Annotated in this window: 13 protein-coding genes; 8 read left to right on the forward strand and 5 right to left on the reverse strand. The window is 50.9% G+C overall.

Features of this window, described 5'->3' with window-relative positions; genetic code table 11:
• Positions 1-3: 3 nt before the first annotated feature.
• Both ACR0MQ_RS18090 and ACR0MQ_RS18095 read right to left on the reverse strand, forming a co-directional pair.
• Positions 4-2331: a type I restriction-modification system subunit M gene (locus ACR0MQ_RS18090; protein WP_480609945.1), complete on the reverse strand. Its 2328-nt coding sequence runs from the start codon at positions 2329-2331 to the stop codon at positions 4-6.
• 47 nt (positions 2332-2378) lie between these two features.
• Positions 2379-3221 carry a hypothetical protein gene (locus ACR0MQ_RS18095; protein ID WP_480609947.1) on the reverse strand — a complete coding sequence of 281 codons (843 nt, stop codon included), beginning with the start codon at positions 3219-3221 and terminating at the stop codon, positions 2379-2381.
• A gap of 59 nt (positions 3222-3280) precedes the next feature.
• On the opposite strand from ACR0MQ_RS18095, the gene ACR0MQ_RS18100 reads away from it, so the two are divergent.
• The 8 genes from ACR0MQ_RS18100 (at position 3281) to ACR0MQ_RS18135 (ending at position 12765) form a co-directional block, all read left to right on the forward strand.
• A complete protein-coding gene (locus ACR0MQ_RS18100; RefSeq protein WP_480609949.1) occupies positions 3281-3991 on the forward strand; it encodes a hypothetical protein in 711 nt (236 codons plus the stop codon).
• Complete coding sequence (locus ACR0MQ_RS18105) at positions 3988-5685, forward strand: Mu transposase C-terminal domain-containing protein (RefSeq protein ID WP_480609951.1); 1698 nt, start codon at positions 3988-3990, stop codon at positions 5683-5685. The genes ACR0MQ_RS18100 and ACR0MQ_RS18105 overlap by 4 nt, the downstream gene beginning before the upstream one ends.
• Before the next feature lies 1 nt (position 5686).
• Entirely contained in the window at positions 5687-5941 is a 255-nt protein-coding gene (locus tag ACR0MQ_RS18110) for a hypothetical protein (RefSeq protein ID WP_480609953.1), read from the forward strand.
• Between the two features lie 47 nt (positions 5942-5988).
• Positions 5989-6912: a TniB family NTP-binding protein gene (locus tag ACR0MQ_RS18115; RefSeq protein ID WP_480609971.1), complete on the forward strand. Its 924-nt coding sequence runs from the start codon at positions 5989-5991 to the stop codon at positions 6910-6912.
• A complete protein-coding gene (locus ACR0MQ_RS18120) occupies positions 6912-8774 on the forward strand; it encodes a TniQ family protein (protein WP_480609955.1) in 1863 nt (620 codons plus the stop codon). Before ACR0MQ_RS18115 ends, ACR0MQ_RS18120 begins: the two co-directional genes overlap by 1 nt.
• Before the next feature lie 44 nt (positions 8775-8818).
• Entirely contained in the window at positions 8819-9304 is a 486-nt protein-coding gene (locus ACR0MQ_RS18125; protein ID WP_480609957.1) for a hypothetical protein, read from the forward strand.
• A gap of 236 nt (positions 9305-9540) precedes the next feature.
• Positions 9541-12408 carry an Hsp70 family protein gene (locus tag ACR0MQ_RS18130; RefSeq protein WP_480609959.1) on the forward strand — a complete coding sequence of 956 codons (2868 nt, stop codon included), beginning with the start codon at positions 9541-9543 and terminating at the stop codon, positions 12406-12408.
• An 87-nt stretch (positions 12409-12495) separates the two neighbouring features.
• Positions 12496-12765, forward strand: coding sequence for a hypothetical protein (locus ACR0MQ_RS18135; RefSeq protein ID WP_480609961.1), 270 nt, complete (start codon positions 12496-12498; stop codon positions 12763-12765).
• An 11-nt stretch (positions 12766-12776) separates the two neighbouring features.
• On the opposite strand, the gene ACR0MQ_RS18140 is transcribed toward ACR0MQ_RS18135, so the two are convergent.
• The 3 genes from ACR0MQ_RS18140 to ACR0MQ_RS18150 form a co-directional block, all read right to left on the reverse strand.
• The gene (locus ACR0MQ_RS18140) at positions 12777-18686 is read right to left on the reverse strand and encodes a DEAD/DEAH box helicase (RefSeq protein WP_480609963.1); all 5910 of its coding nucleotides are present in this window, start codon (positions 18684-18686) and stop codon (positions 12777-12779) included.
• Positions 18683-21640, reverse strand: a complete 2958-nt coding sequence (locus tag ACR0MQ_RS18145; RefSeq protein ID WP_480609965.1) for a hypothetical protein — start codon at positions 21638-21640, stop codon at positions 18683-18685. Before ACR0MQ_RS18145 ends, ACR0MQ_RS18140 begins: the two co-directional genes overlap by 4 nt.
• A 556-nt stretch (positions 21641-22196) precedes the next feature.
• Positions 22197-23969 (reverse strand): DEAD/DEAH box helicase, encoded by a 1773-nt coding sequence (locus ACR0MQ_RS18150; protein WP_480609967.1) that lies wholly within the window; start codon positions 23967-23969, stop codon positions 22197-22199.
• Between the last annotated feature and the right edge of the window lie 118 nt (positions 23970-24087).

Below are 24087 nucleotides of genomic sequence, written 5' to 3' on the forward strand. Positions count from 1 at the left end.
TGATCAAGCCTCCTCACCAGTGAGGCTGACCAGCCGCTTCAGCAGACCTTCGGTTTCCTTTTCAAGCTCCAGAATATCCTGGGCGACCTCGTTCAGATCACGCAGCGGCTTGTGTTGATAGAAATAGCGGTTGAAGCTGATTTCATAGCCGATCTTGACCGACGAGACATCCAGCCATGCGTCGTCCACATGAGGACGAACCTCCCGCAGGAAGTAGGCGTGGATGTCATCTTTCAGCGGCACATTCTCACTGTCACGCAGATCGCTGTCGGCCTCGTACTCAATGTATTCACCGGCGTTACCAGTGGGCCAGTATCCGTGATCGGGCAACTCTTCTGAGGTGGCATCGAGTTTTGTCAGCAAGTCATCCAGCTTGGAGCCGGTGAGTTTATGCACCTTCTTGATGACCTTGGCAGCATCTTCATCCCGCCAAGATGCCGCATTCAATATTTGGTTTTTTTGTGCGGCGGCAAGCTTCACCTTGCGGGCTTTGAGATCAGCATCGACCTTGGCCTTGAAGATGTTGAAATCATCAAAGAGTTCCTGCCCGATTGAGGCCATCAGCCGGTCGGCCTCTTCCATTAGGTCACGCTGAGCAATCCAAGTCTTGTGGTCAAGCAACGCTTTGCGGTTCTTCGGCGACAGGGTGATCTCTTCCCGCTCCAGATAGTCCTGGATGGCCTGATTGTGGTCTTTGAGGTTAGTGTAAACATCGTCACCGTGCTTGTCATAGACCCAGCCCATGACCTCCTGCATACCGCTGGTGAAGCGGAGGGTGGCGATACGTTCTGGTGTGAACTGAGCTTTCTTTCGCAGGGGGCGTTCGACGGTGACCTTGTAGTAACCGAAGTCGGCATTATCGAAGACCTTGGACACTCCCTCATCGGCCAGCGACATGTAAAGATCGGTGATCGTTTCGATGTGATCGTCACTCAGATCACAGTTCTTCTCGCCCAGGTTCTTGCGTCGTTTGGTATACATCTCAGACGCATTGATTAGTTGGACTTTACCCTTGCGATGTGCGGTTTTGTTGTTGGTCACGACCCAGATGTAGGTGGTGATGCCGGTGTTGTAGAAGAGGTTGTTGGGAAGCTGGATGATCGCCTCAACCATATCCTTTTCAATCAGGTGGCGGCGGATGTTGCTTTCACCGCCACCAGCATCACCAGTGAACAGAGATGATCCGTTGTGGACCGATGCGATCCGCGATCCTTGGGGATTGTTGGCCAGCTTTCGCATCTTGTCGGCCATCTCCATCAGGAACAGAAGCTGGCCATCAGATGAGCGTGGCGTGGCATCACAGGTTTCGATCTCGCCATCATAGTTGGCAAGATCGACCTGGAAGCGGGGGTCCAGAACATCCTTACCATCCTTGATGTATTTCTGGTCGGTCTTCCACGATTTTCCGTATGGCGGGTTCGATAGCATGAAGTCGAACTTCATGGTTGAGAAGTCGTTGGTGGCGAGGGTGGAGCCTAGTTTGATGTTCTCTGGGTTGTTGCCCTTGATCATCATATCCGACTTACAGATGGCGAAGGTCTCTGGGTTCACCTCCTTGCCGTAGATGTAGACATCGGCGGTGGATTTGATCCCGCCATCGGGATCGGTGATGAAGTTCTGTGCCTCGGTCAGCATACCACCAGAGCCGCAGGCAGGGTCATAGACGGTCAATACCGGTGGCAGTTCGTCTTTGACCGGATCGAATAACAGATGGGTCATCAGCTTGATCACCTCACGTGGGGTAAAGTGCTCACCGGCCTCTTCGTTGTTCTCTTCGTTGAACTTGCGGATCAGTTCCTCAAACACATAACCCATGCCCAGGTTGGTCAGGGCAGGCTGAACTCGACCATCAGGGCCACGTTTGTCGTGGGGTGTAAGGTTGATGTCTTCCGAGACATATTTCTCGATCACGTCGAAGAGTACATCAGAGGCGATCATCTTGCGGACCTGCGTTCGCAGATCAAAATTGACGATAATTTCTTTCACGTTGTCGCTGAAGCCATTGAGATATGCATCTATGTTGGCTTCGAGTTGGGACGGATTTCCCAACAGCGATTTCAATGTCCATTCCGACGTGTTGTAGAACACGTAGCCAGAGGCTTCCCGAAGGCCTACCGAGTCCAGCTCCGTCAGACCAGCGTCCTCGGTCTGGAATTTTAGCTCATCGCGGACTTCTTGTTTTGTCGGCTCCAACAAGCAATCCAGTCTACGCAATACAAACATCGGGAGGATCACGTCGCGATATTTTCCGCGCACGAAAACATCCCGCAGGCAATCATCCGCAATTGACCAAATAAAGCTCACGATTTTGTTGTGTGCTGTGTGATCCACAGTAGGTTTGTCCTCTAATAGTTTTTGGCTGAGATCTGCTGCTCAACTCATTCGAAAAGCTTAAGGTCGCCTTCGCTTTCCGCCCTTTTCTCGGGCAGAGTTGCGAAGCGAATACCCTTTAAGGAGAGCTTGTCGCGCAGGTCGTTCATCCTATGCAAGTCATATGCGCTTCCTTCGGGCACAATCATGAGAATTTCTGGCACAAGTTTTTGAATTAGTGCCAAATACCCAAGTGTTGTTATGAACTGATGCCGGTCTACCCGGTTTCGGTAAGATTTTACTTCTACCGCAACACGCTCTCCAGAACTCAGGTTCACAACAAGGTCCGGGCTTATAGGATCGATAATTCTTCCGGGTTGGATAGATACGCTGTCCGATTCAAAGAATTCAGCCCCAAAGCGCTTAAGGTAGTCGTCAACAAAGTCGTAAAATCGTTGTGCTCTTTGAGGCGCGGAAAGCTCTATACTTCCGGTCGTTATGGAAGGATCGCTTTTTCTTTCTCTAAGGTCGTCGAAGATAGCCTTGAGCTCGATCTGCTTCATCTGACCTTCAAAAACTTTCGGCGTTATCTTTTTTGCTTCGGCGGCATCCAACTCTTCTATTTTCATCAAATACATAACCAGCGTCATACCCAGCCAGGCCGGTTTGGCTTCGTAAACCTCAGGATGTTTCTCTTTTAACCATCTGCTTACATAGAGTGGGTTCTTGAGGCTGTGAGGTCTTCTTCCGGTTAAATCTGAAATGTTTTTAAGGACTTCGTTGGATGTTCGAAGTCCATAGGCGCTCGGGTTGTCCATGGCGTCGGACAAAGCACCTCCAAATTCTATCCAGTTTTCTCTTTTTGCCACGCTCTCGAGGCTGTTGCCTTGTTGCACCATAAATTTATCCATTATTGGCAGTGCCAATATTGTATTGATATTGGAGATGCCAATATTGTAGACATCTATTCATGAAAAAAGACCCCAAATCACACCCAACATCCCGCATCGTAAGAAAAGCGGGGCAAAAAAAGAGAGCAAATTACGTCAGTGCTCCGAAATGTGCTGGATACATCCAATTGGAGAGCACATTGGAGGCCACGACTGCTTTTGCGTTGGCGTTGGATCCGCGTGTAGCCAGTTTCCGGCCCCAACCTTGCACATATGATCTTCTATCGGGAAGGTCTTTTGCGAAAAAAGAGAATCTTTTCGATGAGTTTGTCGGAAAGCGCTATCGCCCCAAGCCTTACACTCCCGACTTCCTCGTCAGAATGCGGGATGGTCGAACAGCTTTCGTTGAAACCAAAGCTGAAAGTCGCGTCAAAGAGGACCTCCATCGGGATTTTTTGCCAAAGTTTTTCAAATCTGTTGGCCATCATTGGACACTGACTACAGACGAAACGCCGACGGAAGTTGTGGCTCATAACGTCCGTACGCTGAAAGCTGTTATCGACAGGCCACCAACTGAGAAAACTCTAGAGATCCTTGCTCAAGTGCCAAAGGATACTGTCCTTGTTGGCCAGCTGATTTCCGAGTTTGGACTTGGTTCGGACGAACTCCTTTGCGCTATCCTTGCTGGATTTCTTGCGGTGGATCTTCGCGAGCATCGTCTTGGCCCCGCTTCGTTTGCGTCTTTGTCGCCAACTCCCAAAACAAATCATCTGGAGATCATCGAGCTATGACCCACGTTCAGCGACAGTATATTGGCTGGCATGTTCTAATCGAAGAACAGACCTTCACCGTAGAAGAAATTGGAGTGCGCGACGGATCAGTCTCCTTGTCTGACAAGGACGGTGTTTATTCGCAAATCAGCTTTGAGAGATTCAGAGAACTCATTCATTCCGAGATGGCGTTCGATCCGAACGCAGATGCCAGGTCACTGCGCCGAATGCTTAGCGCTTCTGAGCAGAAAGAACTAAGCTTCAAAAAACGTGTCATCACAGCGATCAGAGTGCATCGAGGAGGTGGTCTCACTTGGCAGGCAGCCTACAATCGACTTGTACTAGACTTCTTGGATGACAAATACACGTCTGTCCGAGCTAATGGTTTTCCCTCACTAAGGACAGTTCAATCCTGGGATAAGCTGGACCGTTCAAACGGCGATGCAGGGCTTCGACCCAAACACACGAACAAAGGCAACCGAGCGCCCAGATACGACTTCTTGTTTGAAGAAATCACTTACGATCTGCTCGAAGAGCGGTTTCTGACTTCGGATCGCATGACGGTTACGTCGCTCGCAAAGCTTGCCAAAGCAAAGTATCAGAAAAAATGCGAGGAACTGGATCTCAAGCCCGGGCCATGCGGTAGCAAATGCGTAAACGCAATTATTCAGCTATTGCCACATGCAGATGTTGTGAAACTTAGGCTCGGCAGTGCGGAAGCAAGAAAACAATACTTGCTCGCGATGAATCTCCAAAAAGTTGAAGTTCCGTTCGCGCGTCTCGAGACGGACTCCACCACTTTGGACTTGTGGTGCGTGGATGATGACGGAGATCCAGTAGGGCGTCCAACAGTGAGTGCGGTCATCGATTGCGCAACGGGCCTCATTCTGGGCCTTCAAGTGTCCTGGGGCGCTCCATCATCCAGTCTGACTGCGAGAACCATGAAGGAGGTTTTCGTACCTAAAACGGATGCGTTCTTTGATCGCTACAAAATCCAAAATAGGTTTCAGGCTGTCGGTACGCCACAATTGACGGTATCAGACCAAGGCTCAGAAAACTCTGGCGATATTATTGGGTCAGTCCTGTCGGCCTCGGCACAAGACTGGTTGAAGTGCGTTCCAGGCCAGCCAGATAAGAAGCCATTCATTGAGAGGTTTTTCCGAGAACTAAGTCGATTTATTACCCAGTTTCAGGGGGCCTCCCAAACTTCAGAAATTGGCGCGAAAAAACGCACAAAAATCGCGGAAGCAGAAGCTGTCTATACCATTCGTGAAGTCGAAGAAATGCTTCAAAGGTGGCGGTATGACACTTACGCTCAAAAGCAAAGACGGCGGGTGCAAAACATCCTGCGGACCAACGAGTCTCCCATTGCCGCATGGAACAGACTGAGTAGACGCCACTTTATTCCCCCCGCGCCATCTCCGATTCAAATCAGAGAAATGTTTATGGTTGAAGACGCAGTTCGTGTCGCTGAACGAGATGGTATCATGTTCAAGAACATTCGGTACGCTTCGTACGAGCTGAAGAACTATCTTGAGCGCGTTGGAGTAAGAAACAAGGTTCAGATCCGATACGACCCAAATGACATCCGAGAAATCGCTGTCTGGGACGAACTGGCTCACGAACATTTTTTTTGTTCCTACGAAGAGAGAAAACTGCCCCGCGTTGTCATTTGCCCAGTTGGATGCCGCACGAAAAGCGTTGCGCACGCCTGACGTGGAGGAAATCGAAACGCAGGCAATTCTAGCCGAGCTGCAAATCTATGAAGACTTCAAAGACAAGGCCGACAAACTTACGTCAAAAAAGCGCCGGGCAAAGCAGATCGCAGCGACCCGCAACAAAGAGCTAATTGAACGTTCGGATCGCCTACCCGGTGAAGATCCCACCAACTCAGCCAAACGCAAACGGATCAAGCCGACAGTTAGCTTGCCCGGGAACATGCCAAAGAAATCAACCCGGAGGCACAGTTGAGTCACCAGAACTACAGTCACGTCCTGAAACAAGCCGTCTATCACGCCTTGTATCAACAAACGCGCAGTGAACTGATTGAAGCCATTAGCCTTGCACAGCGGCTCGGTGGGTCAATCGTGCCCTTCCTCGGGCCAACAAGATGCGGAAAAAGCCGGATGCTTGAGGATCTGCGGGATACTATCGGTAAGCCAACAACTGAATACCAGGGATGGGTCTATGACAGCGATTTTGTCATCGGTTCCATCCCCAACAAGCCAAATGATAAAATGCTTGTTCGATCCATGCTGGCTTCGCTGGAGCTGAGCGGTAAGAGAGGGTCATCTGCGTCAGAGATCGAGGCACAGCTATACAAGGAAATCACGAGCAAGGGCATTCGTGTCATTGCGATGGACGAGTGCAATCACTGCGCCGAACGTGGTGAACGGCTGTCAAAGCGTGGCGTTACCGACCATTTCAAACGCCTCGTGGACAACACAGGTGTGACGCTGGTCCTCTGCGGGTTGCCCAAGTTTCAGAGAATTCTGGATGAGAACGAACAGTGCCGTGATCGGGCAATGAAATCCACCTACATGTTGCCTTATTCCTGGTCCGTTGAAGAGGAAAAAACCAACTTCGCTGGCGCTATCGCAACGCCACTCAACAGCTTACAAGAAGCCGGTCTGGAGTTTGACTTTGACCCCCATGACATTGTGGTGCGCCTTTACGGAGTGTCTGGCGGCCGCGTTGGGATCGTCATGCGCGTCTTGCACGGGGCAATCGCCTACATCGAGAATAACGTGTTGAGCTACGCCAGCATCGCCAAGGCAGCGAACTCCGTTCTCCAAGCCCAACACCGTCCAGATTTTTTCTTTGAATCTGATGATATCGAAGAGCTGGATTTGGTCCGTTCGTTCGTAAACGTCATGAAGGAAGCTGACCTTGAGCTCGCACCTTCCACGACGGAAGAGTTTTCAGTGTTGGAACACTATTGATGCTGGCCAGAACAACAAATCCAAAACCTGATGAAAGCCTGCTCGGATTTCTTCGCCGATTGTCTGCTTTCAACGCGTTCATCGACACCGGGGATTTTTTCTCGGAGCTTGGTATCAGGTACGGACGCCCTCTGATCGAGAGCATTGGCGACTTGGAGCGCAAATGTGGATTACCTGCGGGCCAGCTCGCGGCAATCGCACCGGAAGCCAAGCCAAAAGACGCATGCCGCGAGTGGCAATATGACCGGCGCGGGTCTGACCCAGTGTGCCCAATGTGTATCGCAGACGGTAAGGTCTATCACCAAAGCTGGCGTCACACGTTGGTAACTGCGTGCCCTGAGCACATGTGCAGATTGGAAGATACCTGCCCGCGATGCTCTGAGCCTCTTACGCCCGTAAATGGAGGGCACGGAAAATGTTCTTGCGGAACGGATTTGTCGAGTGTTCCGGTTCAGACAGCGCCGCGACATGAGGTTCTAATCTCGCAGTTGATTTCGGGCATTCCATCAAGTGAAGCCTCGGGTCTTCCGACGCAGTTGGTGTCCAGTCCTCCAGCAGATATCGGCCGTTTTGTTCATTTCCTAGCCTCGTCCTTCTCAACAAACCGAACGGGCAAGGCTCTTAAGACCAAATTGCCAAAAACAGTAGAGGAGGCTGTTGTGCTGCTTGAGCCGGTCGCTTCGCTTTTGGAAAATTGGCCAAACGGTTTTGAAGATCACGTTCGCGAACGTCTGTTAAAAACTGACCCGGCATTGAACTCCGCACCAGCGAGATTGGGAAATTGGTATCAGCGGTTCATGCAATTCAAAGATCCTGCGTATGAGCCATTTCACAAGGCTTTGGGTAGAGTTGTTTCGAAGGAGTTCAGCGGAACCTATCTCGGTTCATTGCAAGTCGATGAGTCAAGAGAATGGGTGTCTGCCAAGGAAGCTGCCCAAGAGATTGGGATCACGTCACAGAGACTGGTTGAGGCGGTTCATAAGGAACAGATTGCCGGCAAACAAAGCCGGAGCGGATATGGGCACACTCATACTGTTATTCCTCGGCTGGAAGTTCATAACATCGTCGCTGATCGAGAAAGATACTGCGATGGCACTACAATCCGAAACCTACTTGGAGTTTCACGGAAACAGCTTGATCTCTTGCGTGAAGCCGCCGTGGTCAGCGAAATTGCTTTGGAAGATCGTCCCCCGCTGATTGACGGTGGCTTTGACAGAATTGCCCTTGCAGATCGGCTGGCTCGTATCAGTGCCTCTGCGGTCCAACGGGATGGTGAGACGATCAGTTTTGCGGATCTAAATCTTCGCAGAACAACGGATCGTTCGGTGCTTATCCGAATTTTTCAGCGCATCTTTGATTGTGAAATCGTGCCTGTAAACACTAATAGCGAAGTCTTGTTAGGTAAGTTCCAGTATCTGAAAAGCGATGTGGAAAGAGAGCTGAGTAAAGGGCGTTTCTCAAAAGACTGGACAGCTCAGGATGTTGCCAGGATCACTGGTTGGAAACCTCAATCAGTCGTGCACTGGTGTAGGCTCGGGCTGCTCGAATCTCGCGAAGTTTCGCATGGTCCGAACAAGGGTTATTTGATCTCGCCGGAACAGCTGGCGCGGTTCCAATCTACTTTCGTGCCTGTCGCAGTACTTGCTGGGTCATGCCGCACAACATCGCGCCGCTTGCTCGGCCTTCTCGCGAAAAGCCAGATCGAGACTTATGGCGCACAAAAGGAAGCCCAAACAAGCAGAGGCCATCTAGTACGCCTGTCAGACCTCATGACTTTAGCCAATTCCGGAGGACTTCCATCTCTGGATGCCGAAAGCTGTACGGCAAGTCTGAGAAGCCATGAGGCGAAGATTTGCTCGTAGCCGGGTCCACCCCAACTAACCTCCCTATCAAAAAGGAACATCTGATGAGTAAACATCTCAGACATAACGAACTTTTCACTGGAGATACGCGCAACCAAGGGTGCCAAGACCGTTTTTCCTTCACGCTTTTCAATAAATCGGAGCGTGTAGTCCTCGATGTCTTTGCCGCAAAATACTCAGGAGAGGTTATCGCGTCGATTTCTCCGTCTTCGAGCTTTCGCTCTGCTAGTTCTTTCCTGGAGAACTGTGTTCTTCCAGTTTACGAGGTTAGGAACATCAGGCTTCAGTCAATTCATACTGACCTGGGGAAGGAATTCGCGGCAAACGAGTATAGGGACTTGTTGAACCGTGAGAAGATTACTCAAGCACATTTTCTTTGGAACGGGGTCAATGAATGTGAAGATTTTGCTGACGCGTTCCATTCGGAATTCTGCAAGATGGGTACGATCAATTCCTTTTATCGCTCCGCGATGGATCTCAAAGGAGACTTTGCTAATTGGCTCAACTTGTACAATCGTCAGCGTCGGTAGGCCCATTTACTGAATTAGGCTTTAAGCCTCGCAATGATATCTCCCAGTAAGGTCGTGCTGGAACGCGCAAAGTCCACACTATCGCGGCTTCAGCACGACAAATTTCAATAACTCGACTTCACTATCTCACTCCGAATGGCTCTCGCGTTCAGAAGCGACCGAAGCGAAAACTACGGGTCATGATGCAAGTTCGACACGGCTTATTCGCTGTTTCGGACAACAGCAAAGAGTCTCATTTGGATACACTTGGCAAAGCTGATGATTACTGTTCTAGTCGCCAAGCCAAGGGAAACAAATCGGTTCTCAACGCAACCAAAGGATTTTTGCGTCGTCGTAGAAACTACACTGAACTCAAACAAACTACTGAAAACGAAAGTGAAATGAAGAAGAAGCTCCTCGTAAACCAAATAAAAGTTGCTCCAATACAAGGCGCAAATACAGTCCCAACGAAAATCGCATACGAAGGTAAATCCCACCGCATTGGAGATCAAACCGAAGCGTTGGAACACCAAGGCAATCGGGTTTTCGAGAACTTTAAAGTGGAGCTGGGTCGGCAGTCGAAGGAGAAGCTTCGCACATCCAAGCAAGTGGTTTCAAAAGGCCATACTAGGTCTGTGATGGGCATAACTAAAGATTTTTTGGAAGACGTTTGCGAAGAGATTTTCCAGGAAGCTGACAGACTGGGTCATGCAAAGCCAGCGAAGGTCTTGGTTGCGGAGCCAATTACTCTGGAGGAAGAAGGCAAAACGTTAGGGGAATGGTTATCTAATTACCGTTTTGCGGTTCGAACCGCTCTATCATCGAAATTTGATGAGATAGATTTCCTTCCTGAGCCTTTCGCGGTTTTTCAGTTTTACCGATACGGCTATCGCCACCCGCTTTTGAGCGAGCAGGGAAAACACATCGCATTGGTCATGGATTTCGGTGGTGGCACGTTCGACGTCTCTGTCATCGAAACTACAAAAGACGGTGACATCAGCCATAGCGGCCGAAATTCGCGACCCCTCGCCTCGAAATCTATTCCTGTTGGTGGGTATTTTGTTAACCGCATGATCGCCGAAGACCTTCTTTTCGAAAACATAAAAGACAAGAAGAAAAAGAAAGCCGCGAGAGAAATGCTCAGGCGTATCCATAGTTTCCAGGGACTTTCGGACAACGAAGCAGGGTTCGCAACCGATCAAGAGAAAGATTTTGCCAAAAACTTTAGGGCGCTTCTTCGAGATGTTGAAGGAGCAAAAGTAAGAATTTGTAAGTCACTTTCAAACTGGAATTTGAACGCGGATCTGAGCCGCGCCATCTCGCACCTTGTTCCTCTTCGGGAAGACCCATTCGATGCAAATTCCAAGGTGTACGAAATTAGTCTTACTGCTGATCGGATGCGCAGGGTTTTTGTTGAACGCGTTTGGAACGACAGACTGCGTGATGCGATAATTAAGGCTGTAAGCCGTGCTAAGACCGAACTGCAAAACAAGCCGATCTCCGTGGTTTTGCTGTCGGGAGGCTCTACCAACATCGGCTGGACTAAAGAGCTAATAGAGAGAGACCTTGGAAACGAACTTGGAAATGCACAGATCCTTGAAATTGGTGAAAACTATCAAGAAGTTGTAGCCAAAGGGTTAGCAGTTGAGTGTGCGAGGCAATACTATACGGAAGGAGATGGGGACTTCGGAGCCGTCACATACAATACACTCAACCTCGCTCTCAGATCTGACGAGAAACCTGCGGAACTTCGCAAATTTCAGCCCAGGAACCCTGGATTACCTCTGTCGGATATAGAGGGGACACTTCTCGGTTCAGCTGCTTCGCTTAGAGCCTATATTGGGCAAAAGATCTCATGGCGTGTCAGGTTGAACTCTGCGCCGAAACATGCGCTTGATTATCACTACCTAAAGTCTTCGTTTGATCCGACTGATCTGGAAAATGTGCATAACGTGGTGGATCATCGCATCCACATAACACGACCTGTTCACGGCCAATCGATTGATGTCGAATTGGAGGTACGTGAAGATGGCACTGCTATTCCCTCCTTTTTGTTCAGTCGAGATAAATCCAGTGAACAACGTGTGGAAGGAGTACCATTCTTTCTAGACATGACATACGCGGGTGAACTAGCGCCCGCAGAATCGTACCTGGGATTAGATTTTGGAACAGCAACTTCAGCTGGGTCTCTAGTTTTTCAGAATGACATCAAAGCGTATCGCGAAAGAGAGAAAGACGCATCGTGGGCTGAACTAAGTGACTTAATTGAGGTGTTGCCGTACAGCATTTCCCACCCGCTCGCAAATTACGTTGCTCAAACAGAAACGCACCTGCTGGAAAAGTTTGGCAAACGCACGCTTGAAGCGATGGTCACGTTTATTGTCTTTGCAGGTTACTCAGATATTTCGAGTGCTCAATTGGGGGAGAAAATACAAGTTTCACCAAGCTTCAATCGAAGCTTGGGGCCCTTGAAGGATCTGGGAGCTCGGTTGGCCAAACAAAACCTAGAAGAAACTTTGGTTGCGAAGAACCTGTTGTCTGTTTTCGAAGGAGATTTCGTCAAAGAGCTGAACAATGCCATAGCTGAGATCAACAACATTAAGCACGACAGAGCTGTAAACCTAGATTTCAATTACCTTTTAGGATTCTTAGGAAACCACATAAAGAGCGCTTTGAGCGGTTGCGTTGTTGGCAGGTTTATTTCCACAAGGCGCAAAACGTTTGGAGGGGGCTATGAAGGCACTTTTAGAGCGCTTGTTGGGCCAAATGAACCTTTTGTAAAACTGTACGATTTTCTAGGTCCCAATGACTTTTCGTTGGATGACCTGTACATCGTACACATTGCATCCAGTGTCGCGATCAGTTTGTCTCCGTTCTACTACAGCGGTGCTGTCGCTGAGACAGGTTCCGACTCCAAATGCCCATTAGTCTTTATAGACAGCGTGCATGGGAAATTTGAAAACGTCTCATACATACCCGTTCGCGAAGGTGACCGCTTAGATGTTGGCGAAAGACCTGATCTGAGTGATCTTCTTGAGTATTGTAAGCAATACCTAGCGGGCGCAAGCGCGAGTGATGTTTTTAGAGAAGTAAGGTTGACCGACCGAACTTCTGAGTATGCCTAATAGTACGCGTCAGCAGGAAAGACGATTCTGGAGTTAACACTCCAGAATTGTTTGTATAGCGACCGACCAAAAACAAGATTAGATAAAATGGCTTCCGAAGCCGTTTTCCTTGGTGCTCGCCCTCACCATCCGAAAAGAACACTACTAAATGCGCTGTCCAATTGTGGGTTCGTGGTCACGTTAAACCTGATCGGATTCCTCTATAGCGCGGGCCATCTTCTCATGGATCTCAGCGACCGCCTGATAGTCGTTCTCGAGCTTATCCAGGGTAGCTTGAAGCGCAATGTATCCCTTGGGGAGATCCCCAAAACGGACGAGGCAACCATGGTGTTAGCCCTTTTCGGTGACATCAAATAATAGCGGCAGACCTAACTTTTCTCGATGAAAAGGCTGCATTCCTTCTGGTAGGACATAAGGTTGTCGATCCCTGAAGTCACATCGACGCGCCACTTCTCGCCTGTCTCTGCAATCAATATATGCACAATTCTATCATGGAAGTGTTGGCCTCGCGATGGCACCCACGGATCAAGCTCAACTTCACCAGCAAAACTTGTGCCAGCGGCGGATCTCAAACCTTCACTTTGAAGAACAACGGGATCGTGTCCGGATCGCGGATTCCAAACCAGCTTCAGTTTGTCGATGCTTACTTCTGCATCACAAATAGCCTTTAAGAAATCTGCCAGCTTATTGCGGTTACGAGATTGTGCTCCGATCCACGGATCCTGAATTTCCAAGCTTATGTGCTTCCCCTTCAAACCGGAGAAAACCGCAGGTATGTCTCGAGGTCTCCCTGCAAGGTAACGATGAACGACCATACGCTCCAACAATGTGGCAAAGACATCGGACTTGGGAGCTTTCAATACACTCTGAACGTGTTTCGCAATCCACAGAGTGCCCAGGTCTTCAACGCCATGGCGCCCAAAACAAATGCCGGCACCTAAGCCGGACAATAGCTTTGCACGCGGTGTATCGTCATAAAGCTCTTCGTTAGTTATGCCTCCGAACAGTGTCAGGCGGGGTGCAGCTTCCAGCTTGTCAGGCGGCAACTGAACGAACGTCAAACGACCGGCATCCTCTGCTGAACGAAGTAACTCTGCGATCTGACGATCCACACCAGTCGGATCGCTTTCTTCCTCACCCGAGGTAACCATCCAAACACGACGTTCTCTATCGTCTTCCAGCCAGTCCCGCAGAGCGCGAGCGCTACCCAAAGAAGCCTCTGGATCTTCGCCGCCCCAAATACCTGAGCCAACAGCAATGGCTTGCTTGTGTCCTTTCAGGTTAGCTCCGAGGGCAAATCCCACGGGTGCAAGGCAAGGTATGGCATCGACTGGTACGTGGCCGGGACGCGCAATTGATCGTGACACAACACTTTCCAGCCAATCTTTGGATATGTGCCTGTCCATGCGGTCCCACCAGATCTGGTTTGAATAGTCGTTCAGACAATGAACGCACGTGGACTGGCACTTCTTTTCGCAGTCGAGCTTGTCGAGGGCTTCCAGCAATAGTTTTCTAGCAGAGAACCTGCTTTCCTCTACCAGCCTGCGTGCATAACCTGCACCACCTGGGGTCGCATCTGCCAACACGATATCGAAGCCGCCCGAAGGAGCTACTTCAAAAGTCGCTCGCAGATCCCGCGGATCAGTGCCCAGCACGTCGGCAGCTGCAAGCCTTATGGCTTCTGCGGCTCCCCTGAGGACGTCCTCTTGCCAAACCCTGCCATCGGTCACCGATGACGGGATATCAATTGGCACGTTAATACGGAGAATTCGTATATCCGTTGAGTAAATGTGGGCCAAATCCACAGCGCCCTTGAGCTCCTCTACAGGGCAAGGCTCTCCGTTACGGGGATCTCGATGCTTTGTCTTAACTGGAGAAAAACCAAAATAATTCTTGGGTGCTGGTTCGGAATGCTCACACCTTGGGCAGCGCAAATAACCGGTGGCATTGGGACCACGGTTTACAACGATCATCTTACCTTCTGGCATATCGCCGCGGCCAAGCGCGGAAGCGAAATAGGTGCTGACGTCACGAACCTCGGTCAGCTCCATTTGATCAGATGGAGCTTTCGTCAAAAGTCGTGCCTCATCCACGGCGCGGGGTCGCAAGCGGGATGATCCCGGTTCTCCGCCCGCACGGTCTTTATAGCTGGTCAAAAAACCTACAGGTTCCACAAATCGCCTTGGAGGTTCCAAGTTCGCACCGCAGGAGGGGCAGGCCGTAAGCGGTTCACTGTCTTTTGGCAGCCGTTCCACATTTCGGCACGTTCGGCAGATTTGCAGCTGTCCTTCGTCCATCCACACGTCATTTGCGGTGTGCGAACTGCGCCGGGAAATTCCGGCGCTCTGCCAGACTCGACCTGCCGCGATTGTCTCAGCACCTGGTGCGAATTCCGAAATCGCAAGTGCAGCATCTCTCGCAAGCTCGATATCTTCAGTACCTCGACCGTGCCCTCTATCTCGCACAACTTCTAGAGTCAGTGAGCTTACGGGAAAGCTATAAGTCGGGATAATTCCCAATCGTGAAAGACTTTCCGTTACCAACCGACCAAGAAAGAGTTGTTTCTCACGGCCTGTATTCAATACTCGCCAGTCGGCTTTCCGCTTTTCTTCTTCACTTGAAGCAGATGCGGCCTGCGCTTCCGCAGCTTGATACCGGTCTTCTATGGATTGCCACGAGTCGGATACGTCGTTTAGCCATCGGGAGAAAGCTTCGTCTCGAACATGTCGAATGAGTTCTTGGCCTTGCAGCGCTACGCCACTTGGCATTCCCGTCGCCATCGCTTCAGCTGTTTCTAGAGCCACCTTGCCATCGACTGATTGCAACCAAATGGAGAAGTTCTCTTGCAGCGCCTTTTGCGATGGCGCGTCTAGCCGATCTCCCAATACGTCCTTCAATCTCGGAGATCCAGTTCTTGAACTTGTGGCGAGGCGCTCGGTCAACCAACCTGAGAGCACGCATGAGACCTGGTGCCGATGAAAGAAGCGGGGGTTCTCCAAATTAATGTATGGCACGTTAGGCAGAGCCTTGAGGTATTCATCGAAACGCCTGAACGACGCTTGATCGTACCGGCTCCCTCGCGCGACGGTGAGTGCCACGGGTGCGACTTGCGCGCGGCGCCCGGCGCGCCCGGCTCTCTGTTGATAGTTCGCGATACCTGGGGGGACATTCCTACAAATGACGGCTTCGAGGTCGCCCAGATCGACACCCATTTCCATGGTTGTCGTGCAGCTTAGGACATTAACGTCGCCTGTTCTGAACTTGCCTTCGATTTCGTTTCTGAGACCTGAACCGATTGCTGCCGTATGTTCGCGAGCAATGGCAGCTCCGGGCTTTGTGAGCCATCTCTTTACATAGTAGTTTTCGATGACCGCACTGTCCGTCTTGGAATTTGGTAGCTTGGCAACTGACCCATTGCAACGATTTGCAAGGCAAACGCCACCAAGATCGAAGGACGCGATCCGGCCGCACGAGTTGCAGCGGTATCGATCTGATGATTGGCCAAGGCGGATCTTGTCGAGGTCAATAACCATCGCCAAACTGCCCTTTTTCAGAACGCCGGTTCGGGGCCGAACCATCTCTTTCCAACATTCTTCAGCGAGAAGTTCGGCATCAGCACGCGCTAGGCCAAGACGGTCGCACAGCACCCAAAGCAGCCGTGTTTTGTCTCCTGGGCGCGTGGGCAGCAACCTTCTGATCCGGGTCGCGTTACTTTCTTTTCTGAGCTCCCAAGATATCAGTTCGGAACCAAGCCCACGACCCCAAACCGCTTCATCAGAGAGGTCCAACCGCCCATCGAGATCTGAGATCGCGCGACTTTGCCGCATCATCATTAGAATGAACCTAATGACGCCGGAAGCATATTCCGCGAGACCCTCCTTTCCCTGATCACTCAATTCGGCTTCAACTCGACGCTCGATTTTTTTGAGCCCCTCATGATCGACCGATAGAAGACCATAGGCCTCCAGTGAGGCCCTTCCTCTGCCTCCAAGAGTGACTTCGGCGGTAACCAGTGCCGCCATTCGATCTTTTAATTCCATGCCGCGCAATGGTGTCGACTGATCTCCGCGGTCATAGACACGAAATCTATGTTTTTTTAGACGAGCGTTCGCCTCACTCGAAAGCTCGCTGATCGAAAGCAGTTCATCTTCTGTGCGAACCGCGTCGATTATGGCACCGCGAAGTGCTTCGACTCGAGATACACGTTCCAAGAATGGTGCGAAAAAGGCCGCATCCTGACGATTGTCCGAAAAAGCCAATAGAGAACGTCCGAACATAGGCGCTTCAGAGACGGGCTTGGGTGGCAGCGCTTCCAGAAGTGTTTGGGTTGCCATTGCAGAGGTGGACTCATCCCCTGCATAGATCGTGGTCAAAGGCTCTGCAAAGGCCCCTTTTTTTTCACCACACGCCAAACAAGCTTTTACGTACTTTTTTCGATCATGGTCGTCATCGACACATTCTGCGACTTGAAGCGATAGTATGCCATCTCCAGGATCATCCTCAATCTCTCCGGTCTTCGGATCGAAATGCACCCATTCAATATCTTCGTCCTCATCAAACTCCTCGTCGGTCGCCGCGGGAGTGGCGTCCACGAGTCTCAAGACGGTTCGCTCTGCATTCCCGTTTCTGGGAGGAATTGCGGCAATATTAATGCCGTCGTCCCAACATTCGATATAGGGCTCTCCACACGCACGGCAGACCATCAGCGGCCAGGCAGGTTTTGAGCCCTCCTCAAAATCGCGTCCTACCTTTCCGGGTAAAACACGTTCCCATCTCTCGGGATTTTCTGATGAAAGTTCGACAAGAGCGCCCTCAATCGTAGTGGCCGCGACATGATACCGTGCTGGGAGCAAAGGGAACCCGGCGCTTGATTTGGGAACTGCGAGCACCGCAGTGTTCACCAAGGCTATCAAGGCACGTTCGGCTAAGCTCTCGCCGACACCGGAAAAAATCTCCGATGCCAATTGTTCGAGAAGCATCAGCCCTGAGGATCTGTTGTGTAGCTCTCTGGCGACACGACGCACCTCACTGTTGTTGGCAAGTGCGTTCAAGAGTGCTTGACCAAAGTCCTTTCCCTCAAGCGGCAGTATAGAACCCAGTTCGTCGTTCCAGTTTTCCACATGAAAACGTGCTTCTTCAGGATCAAGGGCACCGCTAGATCGTAGGCCAGCCAGGCCTTCGCCAATCTGGATCCAGGTTTCGGGGGAGATCGAAGTTGTTGTCGTCTCTTTCCTAATCTGAGGATGCAGTTCGCGTTTACCTGTAATCACAGAGGCATCGCCTGACCCGAAAGGTTCATCAAACAGGTCTTCAGCAAATCTGGTGAGATCATCTTTTCGATCAGGATCCAAACTCGCAGATGTCCCAACACACCTCAGATGTCCTGTCTCCATACCCAGATTGGCTTTCAGCTTGCGTAGAAGAAAAGCGACCTCAATCGCTTGAGCCCCGGCGTAGGTGTGTAATTCGTCGAGTATCAACCAGCGAAGGTTGGCGTCTTTCAGAAGCGCTCGATTGCGAGGCAACAGTAAGACATGTTCTAGCATCGCATAGTTTGTGATCAGAATGTCGGGAGGCGACTCCAGCATTTCGTTTCTTGAGAGTTGCCAACCGTTTGGCACCCGGTGCGCATCAGGAAACGCATCTTCGAAGCTTGGTGACGAGAGAACATCCTGTTCGATCTCGCTTCGGTTGGCCCCTGCTGTGGTTTGACCCGTGTAACGCCCCAGCGTCAGTCCGGGATCACCAAGCTCGCGGAAAAGCAAACGCGCAATGCGGAACATTTGATCGGTAGCCAAGGCGTTCAAAGGATAAACCAAGATGGCTTTAACGCCCGGCCTGCCAACACCACGGCGCATGAGATCATCAATCATTGGGAATAAGAAAGACTCGGTTTTGCCCGAGCCCGTTCCGGTCGCCACAATGTAATTCTCATCGCGTCCTATGGCGGCTTGCTGGTGACGGTGAAGCGGCCGGTTCCAAAGAGACGGAGCATTACTTTCCATACCCCTCCACTGTTCGCACAACACCCCGTCCGCCACCAACTCTTTGATAGAATGCCCTTTTTCAAAGTCTGGTAAGCTCTCTAAGAAAGGCCCACGTACGAGCACTTCTTTCTCGATCATATCGTTTACTGCGCGCTCCAAGCCCGGTGCGACTACCGGAGACACCGCCGCTGCGGCGGTCGTGAAGCTTCTCAAACGGTGCTCTAGAATGCTCCGAAAACGTAGCGGGTCCAAATCCGAAATACTGGTTTCGTCGGTGCGAATACTTCTCATGATTTACTTCTCAACTCGAGCTCTGTAGCTATCAAATGAAACGAAAAAAGCTCCCTTCCCAGCCGGATCATCTCTCCAATCGAGGCGAGAACAATTTCCTCTTTTTCCCCGAGCCTCGTCGAAACAGATTGCAAAATACGACTAACAGCGTCAGGACCACTTCGGCTTGCAAAAGCAAACGCTAACAAGGCTTGCTCGATCATATGTACGGAAGCATCTTCGTCATCTATTGAGCTGACGCATCTGTCTTCGAGTGCCGGATCTCGAAGACTAGATGCAACCCGGTTCACGTTAACGCTTCGAAGCGACATGCGTCCGTGAGCTTCGCCAGCCCCCAGAATTTCGTTTGCTTCAATACGATCACGAAGAACGTTAACCGCCGTAGACGCATGATCTGGTCCCAGAGCGTCAACGCCGAGCCATTCTCCAGGTTTCTCAGCAAGCGTGGAAAAAATCGCTGGCAAGTGACTTGGCTTAAAATTCTTAAGCGTTTCACCTGCTTTCGCTGCCGTTCTAGCATTTGGAAAGCACAATAGTGCCATAGGATTAAGGTTCAAAGCGCGTAGCTGCATGTGTTCTGCATCCGCTAGCAATCTCAATATACGGTCGCTGCCTGACGAGGCGGAAAACGCGTGAAAACTGATCGCAGGCTCCGCAAAAAGCGTTGGAATTTCCTGGACGACGTGAAGCATTGGCAACCAGTCTGGTTCGTCATCTTTGACTGCAAGTAGGAGCAACTTGCTCTTTCCACCGGGTTTCTCAGATGTATCTCTAACGAGGGTATTCCAACGGCTCTGCAATGCTTGACCCAAGCCGTAGTCCCAAACCTCAGGGGCGTAACACTTTGAAAGCCATCTATCGAGCTGTTCAATTTGTGATGAAGTATCCTCGGAAGGGATACCACCGACTAGTGGGAATGCGTAACGGTCATTGCGAGCGTTACTGAGTTGAAACCACTCTTGCTGCCCGTTTTTCCGAAGTCGCAACGTTATCATATTGAGACCAGATAACGCCTGACCATTGACATCAAATGTGATTTGCTTCCCGTCCGATTGATGATTTGACAGCCAATATTGCGAGCGACTTTCGGTTGGCAGGTGATCGAAGCTGACTTCGCTTTGATCGATTTGTCCATTCTCGGTTTCCAGTCGCACCATAGCGCCGCCAACTGAAAATGGCATGGTGACGGAAATACGTGTGCCCCCTTCCCATGTGCGGACGTGAGTCGTTGTCGGTTGCAAGGCACTTTCTACGGTTGCGACCAGAGTCGGCAATCCTTCCGAAGACACATGTACTATGTCGCCTCCGTCGAGGGTTGCAATTGGTATTGCAAAGGTGGATTGGTCTCTGAACGCATCAGTTATGAGGCGGGCACCCAACCTCAAACTAGCTTCTCTCTCTGGAGAATTTACAACGATGGCATCGCTCTTTGTAGCCGCGCCTTTGATAATTGCGTCGCCCAAAACCCAAGGTTTCTTTGTTCCGTCCACATGTTCGAACACAGCAAAAAGCACCGCTGGACGAACCGTAAACAGGCTAACCTGTCCTTCGAATGAGAATGCAATCCGCGCCTCGGAAAAACCACCACCGCGATCCAGACACAAAAACCCACCGTCATCCCTTGAAACGTGTTTTGACTCTGTCTCAACAAAGTTATCCGGGGCTGTATGAGACACTAGCACCAGACCATCTTGGGCCAAAAAACCGGGCCATACCGCCAGTTTCCGCTTGAACCGCGTTGGCGTGGTTTCAGCTGATGCCTCATGGGACCGCAAGAGCGTTAACACCATCGATACTGGGCCTGTGGCATCTTCCAAGCCCGCAGCACGAGCAAGTTCAGAAATCTCAACCTTTGCAATGCCGCGGCCATCTACTTCTACTTCAATCTCGCTTGAATTACCGCATGCATCAACCTGAATGAAGGCAGGTCTGGGCCGGTCATCCGTATGTCCCGGAAGGAGTTCACTAGAACCGAAATCCAGCTCAACATCCGTGTTCGGGCCCCAGAGATTCGCTCCACTCAACCCCTTTGCTATCGGTAGCCCATTGATTGATATCTGCGGACGCCGGGCTCCTGTGAGTACCCACACGTGTTGATCGCGTGTTAATTCCACGCTTCCCGCTCTAAGGTCTACATCGGCGCAAAACACATTTAATCCGACCTCTCTCGCGGGAATTCCATTGACCTGAAAGGCCTCCCTTGAGACTACGATGGCAGTCGCGACAACCCCGCTTAGTCGTCTAGAGCCATCGATCACCTTTGTGTTGGCACTGACCTGTCGACCGGTGTTGCTGTCAAATATGACAAAATCCGACCCTTGGAAAATGTCTATTTTTCCAGCGTTCTCGCCTTCCCAAGAGACTTCGTTCGGCAATGGGTATGGAAGAGGCCAGAGTCGACCTGCGCGTACACGATGAAGCACTCCGTCGACAAGCAACCTATAGCGCCGAGATTGCCCTGGTATTGCAAGCTGAGGGCGTCCGTCTTCCCAAACAAGCCGTGGCGCCGCTACGACGCGTTTTACAGCGCCAGCAGAACTTTCAAATTCTGCTCGAAGAGTCTCTCCAAATTGCCTTAGGTAGCTAGAACTTCTGGCGAGCGAATTCTGATCTCGGCGCCATTCAACATATGCCGCTGCCATCCAAGCAGAATGATCCATGAGAATCGGTCGTTGGAGAACTTCAACACCGGCAGCAAGAAAATGGAGCGCATCATCTTCCCAGCGGTTTAGCTGCACAATGTCATTTTGGTCCGGTAGCCCAAGTGAACGTTCCTGAGCAATGAATGCTCTGGCCAAGTGCCGCAATTGCGTTCGTGAAACACCGGCGTGAATTTGAAAAGCGTGGACACGTTTCTCAAAGCCTTCAGCGGCGAGGCCTAGCTTCCGACAGGTGCGAACGAACGTCTGAAAAATCGCTATTCGATCATCCTGAATGCTGATCTTTTTTGCCAAAAGGTTCTCGATGTGCGGCCAGACCTTGGCATTACCATCTACTCCATAGTGCTCGGATAAAGTTGCGCAAATAGCCCAGCTACATGCGTAGCTATAGTCGCTAAGCAGTCTAGATAGCTTCCAGTCGGAAAGCTCATGCAGAGCAGCTCGCGCGTCAGGTAGTTTGTCGTCGTCAAGTGCTAGGCCCAAGAATGGAGCCGCGCGACTCGAAAGCTGAGAGCGCTTCACCAAAAAGTCTAATTTCCGCAGGTACGCGCACGCTTCGTGAATGCTGTGATAGCCTGACTGTCCGTTTGATTGCATTTACTTGCCTGTTGGGTGTTTTGGTTTTCTGGCTGCTTCTCCAGTGCATTCTGGAGCTTTCCGATCACTCTTTGGCGAAAGGTCGGTGAAATTCCGTGGGGCCAATAATTCAAGTGCATTTTCGATGCTCAACGCTTTGACTATTTTGTTACAAATGCCCTTCCTTTGATGTTAGAGAATGATGGCCGATTTGTGAAAATCTTTAGCCGCTAAATATTTTGTCGGAGCTGGCTTCGCTGCTGTCTGGGGCCGTCTAGTGCTCGCCTGCTCCATCCGAATAGAACACCACTGAAATGCGCTGTCCAATTGCGGGTTCGTGGTTGCGTGAAATCTGCTCAGCTTCCTCGATGACCCGGACCATCTTTTCATGGATCCCAGCGGACGCCTGATGATCGCTTTCGAGCTTTTCCAGGATAATCTGAAGCGCGATGTACCCCTTGGGAAGATCCTCGTAGGCGAAGCTGTCACGCACTTCGTGTTTTGCTTGTTCCCAGAAGGGATCAAGCTCACGGCTCCACGCCTCGCACACCATTTCCACGGCCGGCAGTGAAAGATGGCCAAACCATTCTTGATCACTGAGATCGACACCACCCTTGCGTCCCATGAACTCGGCGCAGGCTTTCATGAGGCTCTCAACGCGCGCCGGGCGCAAGTCCCACTCGGTCAGCTTACCGATCTGCTCTGAAATCGTCTCTAGCGCTTCAGAGAGATCTTCCAGTGACACGTGGGCGTGCTCCATTCCAAGACTTCTGGTCCGCTCGTATGCAGTCTCCAGAGATTGGATGCAGGCCAGCTGGTCGCGTTCCAATATCAGGCCTGGCGCGGTATCCTTAAGAAGCAGCAGGCGAGGCGGAAAGAAGCTATTGCTTTTGCTACGTCCTTTGAGATGTAGCGCCGTGAATTTCTCACGGGCCGATAGGAACGCCAACTCCGCGCCCCAGGTTCCCTGGATTTTGGCCTTGTCGATGAGTTTGTAGCGGTCTTCGGGGATTGTTTGCTTGGTGCGTTCCAGAACGTCGTGAAAGTTGTTGTCGCGAAGCAGCCGTGGGGATCGCAGATATTTTACAACACTATTGAGGATCAGTTCTGCGTCTTCGGTGCTTTCTTCTAAAACGGCGTCGATTAGCGCCTCCCCAGCCAAAGTTTTATAGTTCTCTATGCGCTGGGCGATTTTTTCGTCAGATGCAAACTGACCTACTGGCACATCAACAAGGTGGTAATTGACGACCCCGAACTCACTATCGATCCTGTCGATCCTACCCAGACCTTGGATGAGCTCTTTCAGGTTCGAGGTCAGACCAAGCAACACCAGCGTGTCTGACGACTGAAGGTTGATGCCTTCAGCCATCTTGTAAGTCAGAAAAACCGATGCAGATCCTTTTGGTTCGTTCTTTCCTCTAGGTCGGAAGTAAGACTCCACGGACTTGCCCTGTTTGATACGCTTGAAACTGTCGGGGCCATCTCCAAAGATCGCCTTCACGGCGCGATCTTCACCCTTGGTTTGGTTTCCCACGACATAGTTGGTGTGGTGGCCTCTGCGCGAAAGCGCTTCTGCAAAAATCTCGAGTGTGTCCGTCCGTTCTGCGAGAAAGACGACCCTGTCTTTTTCATTTTGTATTCTCAGGCACACCTCATACCGCTTCTCATCAAGCTCCTTGAGAACACTGAGACCCAGTTTTTGGTTTAGAGCGTCGCATTTCTTTGTGGGTTCAGGCGCTTCTATTCCCAGTGCTGCGAACATGTCGGACTGGTCGCGGTGGGATACCTTTTTCTTCGATTTTCCACCACGCTCGAAGTCGCGAAGCAATTTGCCAATAGCTCCTTGAGACATCTCCCAATGGGCTTGGGCGGCACTCACGCGCAGAATGTTCAAAAGGTTTCGGATGTGGAGCTGATCCTGCGTGCTTTGTTGCGTGCTGACGTGTCCGAAGCGGCTTTTCTCGACTGCGGTCACCCTACCGCCAGGCGCAAGTTCTTTGCAGAGAGCAACAATCTCATCCAGGCGCGTTTGCTGAGGCTTTGTCATCTTAAGTTTCTTCGGGCGCCCGTGGTTTTCTAGGTTCTGGACCCATTAATTTGGTTGCCGTCATCTCGGCTGCATGATTCAAGCCCCTGAGTTTCAGGGGTATAACATGAGTAATCTA

Source organism: Ruegeria sp. AN6, assembly GCF_056540425.1.

Coding starts and splice junctions, on each gene's coding strand:
- ACR0MQ_RS18100 (WP_480609949.1), top strand. CDS start 3,281: ATGAAAAAAGACCCCAAATCACACCCAACATCCCGCATCGTAAGAAAA.
- ACR0MQ_RS18150 (WP_480609967.1), bottom strand. CDS start 23,969: ATGACAAAGCCTCAGCAAACGCGCCTGGATGAGATTGTTGCTCTCTGC.
- ACR0MQ_RS18140 (WP_480609963.1), bottom strand. CDS start 18,686: ATGAGAAGTATTCGCACCGACGAAACCAGTATTTCGGATTTGGACCCG.
- ACR0MQ_RS18135 (WP_480609961.1), top strand. CDS start 12,496: ATGGCTTCCGAAGCCGTTTTCCTTGGTGCTCGCCCTCACCATCCGAAA.
- ACR0MQ_RS18095 (WP_480609947.1), bottom strand. CDS start 3,221: ATGGATAAATTTATGGTGCAACAAGGCAACAGCCTCGAGAGCGTGGCA.
- ACR0MQ_RS18125 (WP_480609957.1), top strand. CDS start 8,819: ATGAGTAAACATCTCAGACATAACGAACTTTTCACTGGAGATACGCGC.
- ACR0MQ_RS18120 (WP_480609955.1), top strand. CDS start 6,912: ATGCTGGCCAGAACAACAAATCCAAAACCTGATGAAAGCCTGCTCGGA.
- ACR0MQ_RS18105 (WP_480609951.1), top strand. CDS start 3,988: ATGACCCACGTTCAGCGACAGTATATTGGCTGGCATGTTCTAATCGAA.